Origin of the sequence: Nocardia sp. NPDC051900 (assembly GCF_044452545.1) — a bacterium.
Classification (GTDB): Bacteria; Actinomycetota; Actinomycetes; order Mycobacteriales; family Mycobacteriaceae; genus Nocardia; species Nocardia sichangensis.
The window spans coordinates 1-12,296 of record NZ_JBITBU010000008.1 but is presented as its reverse complement, the minus strand read 5'-3'; the positions used below and the strand labels follow the sequence as shown (position 1 = coordinate 12,296).

11 protein-coding genes and 1 pseudogene are annotated in these 12,296 nt (G+C 69.3%); 4 read left to right on the top strand and 8 right to left on the bottom strand.

What is annotated here, in order from left to right; genetic code table 11:
- Positions 1 to 45: 45 nt before the first annotated feature.
- A complete protein-coding gene (locus ACIA5H_RS14780; RefSeq protein ID WP_397076508.1) occupies positions 46 to 1,455 on the bottom strand; it encodes an MFS transporter in 1,410 nt (469 codons plus the stop codon).
- A gap of 98 nt (positions 1,456 to 1,553) precedes the next feature.
- Between ACIA5H_RS14780 and ACIA5H_RS14775 the strand changes: the two genes are divergently transcribed.
- The 3 genes from ACIA5H_RS14775 (at position 1,554) to recX (ending at position 4,643) form a co-directional block, all read left to right on the top strand.
- Positions 1,554 to 2,576 (top strand): Lrp/AsnC family transcriptional regulator, encoded by a 1,023-nt coding sequence (locus tag ACIA5H_RS14775; protein ID WP_379251275.1) that lies wholly within the window; start codon positions 1,554 to 1,556, stop codon positions 2,574 to 2,576.
- A gap of 170 nt (positions 2,577 to 2,746) precedes the next feature.
- Positions 2,747 to 3,790, top strand: a complete 1,044-nt coding sequence (recA, locus tag ACIA5H_RS14770) for a recombinase RecA (RefSeq protein ID WP_039799269.1) — start codon at positions 2,747 to 2,749, stop codon at positions 3,788 to 3,790.
- A 196-nt stretch (positions 3,791 to 3,986) separates the two neighbouring features.
- A complete protein-coding gene (gene recX / locus ACIA5H_RS14765) occupies positions 3,987 to 4,643 on the top strand; it encodes a recombination regulator RecX (RefSeq protein ID WP_397076505.1) in 657 nt (218 codons plus the stop codon).
- A 477-nt stretch (positions 4,644 to 5,120) separates the two neighbouring features.
- On the opposite strand, the gene ACIA5H_RS14760 is transcribed toward recX, so the two are convergent.
- The 7 genes from ACIA5H_RS14760 to ACIA5H_RS14730 form a co-directional block, all read right to left on the bottom strand.
- Positions 5,121 to 5,573, bottom strand: coding sequence for a heme-binding protein (locus ACIA5H_RS14760; protein ID WP_379251271.1), 453 nt, complete (start codon positions 5,571 to 5,573; stop codon positions 5,121 to 5,123).
- A complete protein-coding gene (locus ACIA5H_RS14755) occupies positions 5,521 to 6,468 on the bottom strand; it encodes a DMT family transporter (protein ID WP_397076503.1) in 948 nt (315 codons plus the stop codon). Before ACIA5H_RS14755 ends, ACIA5H_RS14760 begins: the two co-directional genes overlap by 53 nt.
- A complete protein-coding gene (locus tag ACIA5H_RS14750; protein WP_355070233.1) occupies positions 6,458 to 7,978 on the bottom strand; it encodes an NAD(P)/FAD-dependent oxidoreductase in 1,521 nt (506 codons plus the stop codon). Before ACIA5H_RS14750 ends, ACIA5H_RS14755 begins: the two co-directional genes overlap by 11 nt.
- A 198-nt stretch (positions 7,979 to 8,176) precedes the next feature.
- Entirely contained in the window at positions 8,177 to 9,079 is a 903-nt protein-coding gene (locus ACIA5H_RS14745) for an amino acid ABC transporter permease (protein WP_356961487.1), read from the bottom strand.
- A complete protein-coding gene (locus tag ACIA5H_RS14740; protein ID WP_355070237.1) occupies positions 9,076 to 9,756 on the bottom strand; it encodes an amino acid ABC transporter permease in 681 nt (226 codons plus the stop codon). Before ACIA5H_RS14740 ends, ACIA5H_RS14745 begins: the two co-directional genes overlap by 4 nt.
- A 107-nt stretch (positions 9,757 to 9,863) precedes the next feature.
- Positions 9,864 to 10,700 carry a glutamate ABC transporter substrate-binding protein gene (locus ACIA5H_RS14735; RefSeq protein ID WP_355070239.1) on the bottom strand — a complete coding sequence of 279 codons (837 nt, stop codon included), beginning with the start codon at positions 10,698 to 10,700 and terminating at the stop codon, positions 9,864 to 9,866.
- 51 nt (positions 10,701 to 10,751) lie between these two features.
- Positions 10,752 to 11,480, bottom strand: a complete 729-nt coding sequence (locus ACIA5H_RS14730) for an amino acid ABC transporter ATP-binding protein (protein ID WP_379251568.1) — start codon at positions 11,478 to 11,480, stop codon at positions 10,752 to 10,754.
- Positions 11,481 to 11,826: 346 nt separating this feature from the next.
- On the opposite strand from ACIA5H_RS14730, the pseudogene ACIA5H_RS14725 reads away from it, so the two are divergent.
- Positions 11,827 to 12,296, top strand: a pseudogene (locus ACIA5H_RS14725) (tRNA (N6-isopentenyl adenosine(37)-C2)-methylthiotransferase MiaB); the annotation flags it as partial.

Sequence of the window (12,296 nt, the reverse complement as noted above, 5' to 3'; positions counted from 1 at the left end):
CGGCGCCCGTCCGGGACGCCGCCGTCTCTTCGTGCTGGATCGCGATCAGGCGGCGACGGCCTGCCGCTCGGCTTCGGGCGATCCGGCGTCGGCGCGCTTCCGGTGGAACAGTCCGAACGCGACCAGTCCGAATCCGATGCCCACCGCCGCCGCGATGCCGAACGCCGCGTCGAGCCCGGCGACGAAGTGCGGCGACGTCATCGGCTGCGCGGCGTCGGCCACCCCGCGGAAGACGGTGCCGAGCACCGCGACGCCGAGCGCGAGGCCCAGTTGCCGGGCAGTGTTCACCGCACCCGCGGCGGTGCCCGCTTGCTCCGGGGCGACCGCCGCCATGCCGACCGAGACCAGCGCGGGCGCGTTGACGCCGATCCCGATGCCGATCACCACGAATCCCGGGATCAGCGCGACCCAGGAGGACTCGGCGCCGACGATCATCAGCAGCCAACTGCCCAGGCCGACCACCACCAACCCCGCGCCGATGGTCCATTTCGGCGCGACATCGTGCAGCAGCCGACCGAAGGCGCCCGCCACCACGAACGCGGTCGCGGCCATCGGGAGCATCGCCAGACCCGCGTGCAGGGGCGACATGCGCAGTTGCTGTTGCAGCCACAGCGAGACCAGGGGAGTGCTCGCGAACGCGGCGAACGTCTGTCCGGACGCGCCGAACAGGGTCGCGCCGAAATCGCGGTTGCGCAGCAGTGCCAAGGGGAACATCGGTGCGGCGCCGCGCGCTTCGACCCAGCCGAAGATCGCGGTCGCGGCAGCGCCCAGCGCGAACGCCGTCACCGCGGCCGCGTCCGTCCAGCCGTGCTCGCCGCCGCGGATGACACCGTAGGTGACCGCCGTCGCCGCGGTCGCGAAGGCCAGCATGCCCGGCAGGTCCACCGCTCGGCCCACCCGCCGCTGGACGGGCGGGAACACGGTGGCGGTCAGCCCGATCGCCAGCACGGCGATGGGCAGGTTGACGAAGAAGATCCAGCGCCACGACAGCGCCTCGGTGAGCACGCCGCCGAGCACCACTCCGATGCCCGCCGCCGCACCGGACACCGCGCCCCAGACGCCGAAGGCGACGCCGCGGTCACGGCCGGTGTAGGTGGCGTGCAGCAGCGACAGCGTGGTGGCGAACATGGCCGCGCCGCCGACGCCTTGCAGCGCCCGCGCCGCGACGAGCGCCGCCGCGTTCTCGGCGACGCCGCACCCGAGCGACGCGATCGCGAAGACGACCAGTCCGGCCAGGTAGGCGTGCTTCGCACCGACCCGGTCGGCGAGCGAGCCGAGCACCAGCAGCAGCGCCGCCAGCGCCAAGGCGTAGCCGTCCACCATCCACTGCAAGCCGGACAATCCGGTGTCCAGATCGGCGGCGATATCCGGCAGGGCGACGTTCACGATGGTGACGTCGATGAGCAGCATCAGCGTGCCGAGGCACGCGGCGAACAGGGGGAGCCATTTCCTCACGGGAGCCTCCACGGCGGATTCGAATGATTTCGACGCCAAGCGTGCGGCAATCGGACGGATCCCCCTAGCCACAGCGGTAATTGCGTTAGATTCCTCCTGTGCGCGACGATGGCCCGAGGGAATCTTCCGATCTGGATGTCCTGGACAAACAGATCGTGCACGCGCTGGTTCACGACGCCCGGATGCCGTTCGCCCGGCTGGGCGGCGCTCTCGGCGTCTCCGAGCAGACGGTGGCGCGGCGCTACCGCGCACTGCGGCAATGCGGCATCCTGCACGTGGCCGGACAGGTGAACGCGGCGCCGCTCGGTCACGCGCGCTGGGTGCTGCGCTTGAAATCGACACCGGACAAAGCGCTGCGGCTGGCCGAATCCCTGTCCCGGTTCCCGGATCTGAGCTGGGTGACCCTGCTGTCCACCGGCTCCGAGGTGACCTGCGTGGGCAGGCCGCGCTCGATCGAGCGGCGCGACGCGCTGCTGTTGCAGATCCTGCCGCGCGCCCCGCAAGTGCTGGCGCTGACCGCGTACGAGGTCATCCATCGTTTTCCGCTCGACGAGGAGTGGCCGCGCTATCGGCACCTGCTCACCGCCGCCCAGCTCGACGCACTCGGCCCCGCCCGGCCCCGGACCGCGGACGCGGGACCGGAAGCACCGGTGCACCTTTCGGCGGCCGACGAGGCGATGCTCACGCTGCTCGGCCGGGACGGGCGCGCTCCGTACGCCCAGCTCGCGGCCGAAACCGGGTGGACAGCGCCGCGAGTCGCGCGGCGCATGGCCGAGCTCACCGCGGCGGGCGTGCTGTACTTCGACGTCGATTTCGCGATCGAGCGGATGGGCTACGGCGTGCGCGGCGCGCTCTGGCTGCGCGTGCGGCCCGCCGATCTGGACGCGGTGGGGCGCGCGCTGGCGACGCACCAGGAGATCGTGTTCGTCGCCGCCACCACCGGGCCGTCCAATGTGTTCGCTTCGATCATCTGCCGCGACACCGCGGATCTCTACCGGTACGTGACCGAGCGCCTCGGCGCGCTGGACGGGATCACCGACGTGGAAGTGACTCCTTCCCTGCGCGTGCTCAAACAGGCGCAGACGCTGCTGGACACCGACCGGATCGCCCTGGTGCGCTGATCGCGCGGCGTTCGCCGGAGAGGGCGCGAGCGGTGCGCTGCGCGCCGGGCGCGTCGCTTGACTCGAACACCTGTTCGTCTAGGCTGGTCGCCAGAACTTGTCGGTGCCGCGCTCTACTGTAGGCGCCAACCACAGAACGAGACTTACCCGTCGAAAAGGGGAGCAGGACCATGGCACCACAGGCGTACGACCGGGACAAGGCGCTCGAACTCGCGCTGGCCCAGGTGGAGAAGAGCTTCGGCAAGGGCGCCGTCATGCGCCTCGGCGAGGAGGCGCGCCAGCCCATCTCGGTGATCCCCACCGGCTCGATCGCGCTCGACGTGGCGCTGGGCATCGGCGGCCTGCCGCGCGGCCGCATCGTCGAGATCTACGGCCCCGAATCCTCGGGTAAGACCACCGTGGCGCTGCACGCGGTGGCCAACGCGCAGGCCGCGGGCGGCGTGGCGGCGTTCATCGACGCCGAGCACGCGCTCGATCCGGACTACGCCCGCAAGCTGGGCGTCGACACCGACGCGCTGCTGGTCTCCCAGCCCGACACGGGTGAGCAGGCGCTGGAGATCGCCGACATGCTGGTGCGCTCCGGCGCCATCGACATCATCGTCATCGACTCGGTGGCCGCGCTGGTGCCGCGCGCCGAGATCGAGGGCGAGATGGGCGACAGCCACGTCGGTCTGCAGGCCCGCCTGATGAGCCAGGCGCTGCGCAAGATGACCAGCGCGCTGAACAATTCCGGCACCACCGCGATCTTCATCAACCAGCTGCGCGAGAAGATCGGCGTGATGTTCGGCTCGCCGGAGACCACCACCGGCGGCAAGGCGTTGAAGTTCTACGCGTCGGTGCGCCTGGACGTGCGCCGCATCGAGACGCTCAAGGACGGCAGCGACGCGGTGGGCAACCGCACCCGCGTGAAGGTCGTGAAGAACAAGGTCTCCCCGCCGTTCAAGCAGGCCGAGTTCGACATCCTCTACGGGCACGGTATCTCCAAGGAGGGCTCGCTCATCGACATGGGTGTCGAGCAGGGCTTCATCCGCAAGTCCGGCTCCTGGTACACCTACGAGGGCGATCAGCTCGGCCAGGGCAAGGAGAACGCCCGCAAGTTCCTGCTGGAGAACGTCGACGTCCGCGACGAGATCGAGAAGAAGATCAAGGAGAAGCTCGGCATCGGCGCCGACGTGACGGCCGATGCGGCCGCAGAGGTGCCCGCCGATTTCTGAGCCGACGCACAGCCGTCGCTCGCCCGGAACGGCTCCGGCCGATTCCGGGCGGCCACGGGCCGACGCGGTGCAGGAGATGCGGCGTCGGCTGGAAGAACTCTTGTCCGCTTCCGGTCCGCCAGACGGCGCCCGGTCCTGCGGACAGGACGCCGAGCTCGTCCGGAGGGCCGAAGGTGGTTCGGTTGCGCCGGACACCATGGGAACTCGGCCGGGCGCGTCCGATCCGCAGCGGGCGCGCCCGGCTGGGTCCCGTCGTGGTCCCCGGGGTGCGCGGGCGCGTATCGGCTCGCCCACGGCCGACTCCGGTCTCACCGAAGGACCAACGGCCGATCCGGGAGCGGCCGGATCCGAAGCCGGAACGGTCGAACAGGCGAAGGAGGCGTGTCTCCGATTGCTCGCCGTTCGTGCCCGCAGCCGTGCCGAGCTGGCTCAGCGTCTGGCCGCCAAGGGGTACTCGGCCGAAGTGAGCGAACGGGCGCTCGATCGCCTCGGCGAAGTGGGTCTCGTCGACGACGCCGCCTTCGCCGAGCAATGGGTGCACTCTCGGCACACCTTCTCCGGTAAGGGCAAGCAGGCGCTCGCGCAAGAACTTCGGCGCAAGGGCGTCGCACAATCGGATGCCGTGGCCGCCCTCGACGCCATCACCACCGACGACGAGGAAACCCGCGCCGCCGAGCTGGTCCGCCGCAAATTGCGCTCTCTGCCGCGAGATCTGGACCGGGACAAGATGATTCGCCGCCTCGTCGGCATGCTCGCCCGCCGTGGCTACGGTCAGTCCACGGCGTATCGGGTGGTCAAGGCCGAACTGGCCGATCAGGGGTTCGAGGGCGACCTCGACGAGACCATCGACTGAACTCGCCCATGCGGCTCCCGGCGATCGGGAGCCGTGCTCCACCAGTTCGAGGCGTTGTCGTATACCGGCGGCAGTCGAACCGCGCGAGTTGGTGGGAGTTCGTCGGCGGTACCGATCTCACCGGAATCGGCACACCGCTGCCGAAGCGATGTGCGGTCGTGCGGGGGAGCGCGCACGGTTGGCGCCGACCGGATCCGGCCCGGTGGGGGAAGCCCTATCCCGCTCACAACTGCGCTCCACGCCGGTCGGCTGTGCGGGATACGGATGGTCGGTGTGCGGCTACTGCTCGGGTACGGCCCGGCGCAGCCGCCGTGCTAGCGAAAACGCGGGCGACTACGGCGTTTTCGATCGGTTTGCTGATTGTCGCTGCTCGGACAGCCGATCGGGGCCCGGCCCGCGGCGGTCGAGGTCTGTGCCCTTCGTACCGCTGCGGCGGAGGTGCAACGCTGCGCGGGTTTCGGGTGCGGCATCGTCGGTCTACACCTCTCCTGTATCCGCGGATAGACCGGCGGCCTCGATACCCGCCACGGCGGCGCGTTCGTCCTCCAAGGAGGTCGTGGCCCCAGTCGAACCGACCGCGCCGAGAATCGAGCCCGCCGCGTCCCGGATGAAGACACCGCCGGGGACATCGAGGATGCGCCCTTCGGCGAGCGCGGCCACCGACGTGAAGAAGGTCGGCGCGGCCGCCGCGCGGCGGGCGATCTCGCGGTTGGAGACGCCGAGGCCGAGCACGCCCCAGGCCTTGGCGATCGCGATCTGTGGTCGCAGGATGCCGGAGCCGTCCTGGCGTTGTAACGCGACGAGATGGCCGCCGGGATCCAGAACCGCCACCGTGAGCGGGTCGAACCCGTGCGCGGCGCCGTAGGCCAGCGCCTCGCTAACGATGAGCGTCGCGCGTTCCAGCGTGATCGAGGTCGTGGTAACCGTCATTTCCTACTCCTGTGTCGAGGACTTTCGGATTGCGTTGGCTACAGGTCAATGCCGCGAGCACGAGCCCCGCACCGGCGACCTGCGGCCAGGTGACGCGTTCTGTGCCGGCCGCGACGGCGAACACCGCCGCCGCCACCGGCACCGCGAACATGAAGACCATCGTTTGCGCCGACCCCACCCGCCGCACGCCCCAGTACCACGCCACGAGGCCGTAAATGGTCACGGCGAGCACGGAAAAGGCCAGCGAGACCAGGGTCGTTCCAGAAATCTCCTGCACATCGCGCGGCGGTCCCAGTGCGGACGCCGCGGGCAGCAGTATCGCGGCGCCGATCACCGAAGCCCACGCCGTCACCCGCAGGGGGCTGTGGTCGACCAGCAAGGGACGGGTGACGACCGGGTAGGCGCCCCACAGCGCGGACGCGACCAAAGCGGCCAGATCCCCGAGCGCGCGGTTCGGCGCCGCGTGGCCCGCCTCGCGGCCGAGGACGACCAGGACCACGCCTGCCATCGCCACGCCCGCGCCGATCAGCACGGCGGCGCGGACGGGCTCACCGCTCAGCCGCGCGAGCAGCGCGGTCCAGAACGGCGACAAAGCGATCAGGATGGCGGACTCGGTGACCGTGGTGAGCGCCACCGCGGCGCTGAAGGCCAGCTGATACGCCACGATGCCGATCGCGGCCGACAGCGCCAGCCGCGGCCACCACCGGCTCGCGATGGCGGGCCTGCCCTCCACGGCGCACGCGAGGACCAGCAGCAGTGGCGCGGCCGCGGCGAAGCGGATCGCGTTGAAGGTCACCACGTCCAGTTCGCGCAGACCCCAGCCGGTGACCGTGTAGCTGGCGCCCCACACGGTGCTCACCGAGGCGAGCACCCAGGTCGCGCGATCAAGCCGCACGCGGCACGCTCACCTGATCCAGCACGTGGCGCACCGACTCCAGCGCCGATTGCAGCGCGCCTTGGATCCAGGCGTGCGCGACCGAGAGATGCTCGCCTGCGAAGAACACCCGCGGCGCCGGATGCGGATGCGGTGCGCCGATTTCCGCGAGGTAGCGCGCGTGCTGTCCCGGCGCCAAGTAGGCGAACGCCCCGCCGCCGATGCCGACCTGCTCGTCCCAGGTCCAGTGCACGACGTCGTCGACGACGGCGGTCAGGCCGGGATGCAGCTGTTCGAGCGAGGCGAGCACAATTCTGGTGCGGTCGCTCTCGGGCAGCGCCGCGAACCGCCGGGCGTTGTTCTCCCACAGGTAGGCCGCGGTGAGCACGGCCGGTGCGTGCGAGCGCTCGGGATCCGCCGCACTCCAGCGGGCCGACTCGGGGGCGAGCCGGGCGTTGTCGGACGGGTACCACACCTGCTGGATCGGCAGATCGGTGAAGCTGCCGCCGCCGAAGATCCCGTCGACGTGCTCCCAGTGCCGCGCACGGACGTGGACGAGGGTCTTCGTGCTGCTGGCGTAGCTGATGCCGCGGATCGCCTGCCGCTGGGGCGCGGGCAGCGCGGGGGAGATGTCGATCTGATCCAGGCCGGGCGCGGGTACCGCGCAGATCACGAAGTCGACTTCGTCGGTGAACGCCGCGCCGTGCCGCTCGCCGCGCAACCGCACGCCGTCGCCGGTGACGTGCAGTTCGGTGATGCGGGTGGCCAGCCGCAGGCTGCCTGGGCGCAACGCGTCGGTGAAACCGCGGATGAGCGCATCGGTGCCGTCCACCAGCTCCAGTTGGTCGACATTGAACAACCCGAAGTAATCCACGAGCACTTCCAGCAGCGAGGCGTGCTCGTAGTGCAGCAGTCCGCTGGCATGCCCGATCAGATCCCAGGCGTCCGGCGAGAGGCGTTGCCGGGTGAACTGCCACAGCGAGGTCGCCGCGAGCCGGTCCAGCTCCGGGTCGGCCACGTCACCGGCCAGCAGGGCCTTGCGCCGATGATCGCCGAGACCCTGCCAGGCGGCGCGCAGCAGCCGCTCGAGCACCAGTAGCGGGTCGGTGCGCTCGGCCTCGTCCAGCTGGTAGGCGGGCAGCACCTGTTCCACCTGGGACCTGCGCACCCGACGGCCCCGCAGCAGGTAGTACGCATCCGGATTCGCGTTGACGAAAGGCCTGGTGGCCAAGCCGAACTCGTCGACGTAGTGCAGCGTGCAGTGATGGTTGCCCGGGATCCGCATCGCACCGAGTTCACCGTGGGTGCCGTCCCAGAACCGCCAGGTGCGGACCCGCCCACCGGGACGTGCCGTGCGCTCATAGACGGTCACGTCCAGACCGTGGCGTTGCAGCTCGTAGGCGGCGGCCAGACCGCTCGCACCCGCGCCGATCACCGCGACCCGTGCGGGGCCCGCGTTCCCGGGGTGGCGCAGTTCGCCGGGGAAGGAGAAGGACTCGTCGAAGAGAAGGTCGGAGGTACGGCTGGTCATCGATCAACTCCCGCAGGTATGACGCGCTGATGACCGTCCCACCGGTCGAATACCGGGGATCGGCGTATGCCTACGAGATTGACGGGACGCCGCCGAGGGCACGAGTGTTGCGCTCAGCTCGAGCACAACACTCCGGCCCGTGCGGAATTGCCGCGCGCTAACCAGTTCGCTTGCGCGGCAAGGTTTCCGCAGCCCGGCTCAGGGCTTCTGGCCGAGGTCGACGCCGGGCGCGGCATCGGTGATGACCGAGTCCGCGGCGAGGACAGCGCCGCCGCCCTTTCCGCGCTTGCGCGCCCGCAGCCGCCGTTCCAGCCTGGTCGCCACCAGCGTCAGCGCGCTGTTGAGCGCGATCATGACGATCGCGATGACGATCAGCGCCGGAATCGTGTTCTGTTCGGCCGCGCCGAGTTGCTGGCCGGAGCGCACGATTTCGACGTAGGTGATCTGGTAGCCCAGCGCCGAGTCCTTGAGCGCGACCACCATCTGTGAGACCAGCGCGGGCAGCATGGCCGTGATCGCCTGCGGCAGCAGGATCAACCGCATCAGCTGGTTCTTGCGCATGCCCAGCGCGACGGCCGCCTCGGTCTGCCCCTTCGGCAGCGAGCGGATGCCCGCGCGCACGATCTCCGCGATGACCGAGCCGTTGTAGACGGTCAGCGCCGTGACCACCGCGGCGAGCGCGAGATCCTCGGACTGGAACACGTCGTACTGGGAGTACACCGCGAACAGGAAGATCATCAGGATCAGCACGGGGATGGCGCGCGCCACCTCGACGACGGTGCCCGCGACCCAGCGCACCACGCGATGGTCCGACAGCCGCAAGACGCCGAAGATCATGCCGATGATCAGCGCGAACACGATGGACAGCAGCGCGGCGACGACGGTGCCGCGCAGACCGGGCAGCAGGTAGGTCGACCAGACCTCCGCCTCCAGGAACGGCTTCCACTTCTCCGCGGTGAACTGCCCCTTGTCGGCGAAACCGCGATAGAGCACCCAGCCCGTCGCGGCCACGGCGACCACGACCAGCAGCGAGTAGACGTTGTTGCGCAGCCTCGCCTTCGGGCCCGGCGCGTCGAACAGGACCGAAGCGCCTGCGCTCATCGGGACACCTCGTATTTCTTGGCCAGCCAGCCGAAGAACAGGCCGGTCGGCAGGGTCAGGATCACGAAGCCGAGCGCGAAGATCGCGCCGATCGCCAGCACCGCGGCCTCGGTCTCGGTCATCTCCGCCATCAGGGTCGCCGCTTCGGCGACGCCGATCGCCGAGGCGATGGTGGAGTTCTTGGTCAGCGCGATCAGCACGCTGCCCAGCGGGGCGATCACCGAGCGGAAGGCTTGCGGCAGCACGACCAACCGCAGGTTCTGCAGGAAGCCGAATCCGAGCGAGCGGCCCGCCTCGGACTGGCCCATCGGCACGGTGTTGATGCCCGCGCGCAGCGACTCGCAGACGAAGGAGGCGGTGTAGATGCTCAGGCCGACGACCGCGAAGCGGAAGTTGTTCTGGGCCAGCGAGTTCGGGCCCTCACCGGCGAGGCGCCAGCCCATCGTCGTGTAGAGGCCCAGCGACATGAACACGATGATCAGCGTGAGCGGAGTATTGCGGAAGATGGTGACGTAGGCGGTGCCGACCCAGCGGGCGACCGGCACGGGGGACACGCGCAGCGCCGCGACGACGGTGCCGAGGATCAGCGCGCCGACCGCGGACAGCACGGTCAGCTGGATGGTCACCCAGAAGGCTTCGAGGATTTGGCTGTCGTACCTCGAGATCAGGTCGAACACGGCGGACGCGTTCCTCCGATCGGGTCGCGATGGTCAGGGGAGGTGCGGCGGGTGGCCCGGCCCGGTCGGGGACGGGCCACCCGTGCTGAGGCGAACGGTGCGGACGCTCAGTACCGGTTCACCGTCGGCGGCTGCGGGGCCTGGTAGCCCGAGGCGCCGACGGTCGAGTCGAACGCCTTCTTCCAGGAACCGTCGGCGATCATCGCCTCGATCGCGTCGTTGATCTTGTCGCGCAGTTCCTTGTCGCCCTTCTTCGACCCGATGCCGTAGTTCTCGGTGGTGAACGGCTTGCCGACCACCTTGAACGCGCCGCTGCTCTGCGCCGCGTAACCGGCCAGGATGATGTCGTCGGTGGTCACCGCGTCCCAGGATCCGGCGCGCAGGCCCTCGAGGCAGAGCGAGTAGGTGTCGTTGGTCTGCAACTGCGTGTCGGGGAAGTTCTTCTCGATGTTCTGGGCTGGGGTGGAGCCCTTCACCGAGCAGACCTTCTTGCCCTTCAGGTTGTCCGGGCCGTTGATGTCGGTGTTGTCGGCGCGCACCAGCAGCGACTGTCCCGCGACGTAGTACGGACCGGCGAAGTCGACCTTCTCCTTGCGCTTGTCGTTGATCGAGTAGGTGGCGACGATGTAGTCGACCTGTCCGTTCTCGATCAGGGTCTCACGCTGCGGCGACGGCGCTTCCTTGAACGTGATGTCGTTCGGCTGCACACCCAGTTTCCCGGCGACGTACTTGGCCACTTCGACGTCGAAGCCGCTGTAGGACCCGTCCTTGTTCCGCAGGCCCAGGCCCGGCTGGTCGAACTTGATGCCGATGGTGAGCTTGCCGTCCTTGGCGTGATCCAGGGCGGACTTGTCGCCGCCGCCGCCACACGCGGTGGCTGTCGCGGCGGCGAGTGTCAGGGCGATCGCCCCGACACCGATGCGCAGAGCGCGATTGATCCTCATCGAGTTCCTTCTCCCTATCCAGTGGGTGTGCTGGCCGCTGTGTCCGGCAGGTCAGTGGCTCAAGATCTTGCCCAGGAAATCCTTCGCTCGCTCGGACTTCGGGGCGGTGAAGAAGGTGTCCGGCGTCGCGTCCTCCACCACCTGGCCGTCGGCCATGAACAGCACCCGATTCCCCGCGCGGCGCGCGAAGCCCATCTCGTGGGTGACGACCAGCATCGTCATCCCGTCCTTGGCCAGCGAGACCATGACCTCGAGCACCTCGTTGACCATCTCCGGGTCCAGCGCGGAGGTCGGCTCGTCGAACAGCATCACCTTCGGGTTCATCGCCAGCGCCCTGGCGATGGCGACGCGCTGCTGCTGGCCGCCGGACAGCTGCGCCGGGTACTTGTCGGCCTGATCGGCGATGCCGACCCGGTCGAGCAGCTCCATGGCGCGGGCGCGGGCGGCGTCCTTCTTGATCTTGCGGACCTTGACCGGCGCGAGCACGACGTTCTCGAGGATCGTCTTGTGCGCGAAGAGATTGAAGGACTGGAAGACCATGCCGACGTCGGCGCGGAGCGCGGCCAGCGCGCGGCCCTCGGCGGGCAGCGGGACACCGTCGATGGCGATGTCACCGGAATCGATCGGCTCCAGCCGGTTGATGGTGCGACACAGCGTCGACTTGCCGGATCCCGAGGGGCCCAGCACGATGACGACCTGCCCTTTGGGGACCTCGAGGTTGATGTCCTTGAGTACGTGCAGGTCGCCGAAGTGTTTGTCCACTTTGCGCATCAAGATCATCGGTGGGCCGCTGGTGGCGGCGTTGACGGCCCCGGCAGAGGCGTCCCCGGTCGTGGCGGGCGCGGCGTCGTCGTCGGTCATGGTCATGACCTTAGGCAAAAATCGGAAATTTGCCCGACTTTCGGCGACACACCCTCTCGCCACGCCGATTCGACATGTGCGCGTAACTTCGCGGTTCCTCCGTCGTCGGCGGTGGACCGCCCCGAGCCTGCGTCGATGCCCGCGAAAGCCACCGGAGGCCGCCCCGTACCCTGGACGGGTGGATTCGATCGGACAGGCAGTGTTGTCTCCCGCGCCCGCCGAGGGCACAGCACGCAGTTACGAGGTCCGCACCTTCGGTTGCCAGATGAACGTGCACGATTCCGAACGCTTGTCGGGTTTGCTGGAGGACGCGGGCTACGTGAAGGCCGCGCCCGGCGCGACGGCCGACCTCGTCGTCTTCAACACCTGCGCGGTGCGTGAGAACGCCGACAACAAGCTCTACGGCACGCTCGGGCACCTCGCGCCGATCAAGGCGGGCCATCCGGGCATGCAGATCGCCGTGGGCGGCTGCCTGGCGCAGAAGGACCGCGACGTCGTGGTGCGCAAGGCGCCGTGGGTGGACGTGGTCTTCGGCACCCACAACATCGGTTCGCTGCCGGTGCTGCTGGAGCGGGCGCGGCACAACAGGGAAGCCCAGGTGGAGATCCTGGAGTCGCTGGAGGCGTTCCCGTCCACCCTCCCCGCCAAGCGCGAATCCGCCTACGCGGGCTGGGTTTCCATCTCGGTCGGCTGCAACAACACCTGCACCTTCTGCATCGTGCCGTCACTGCGCGG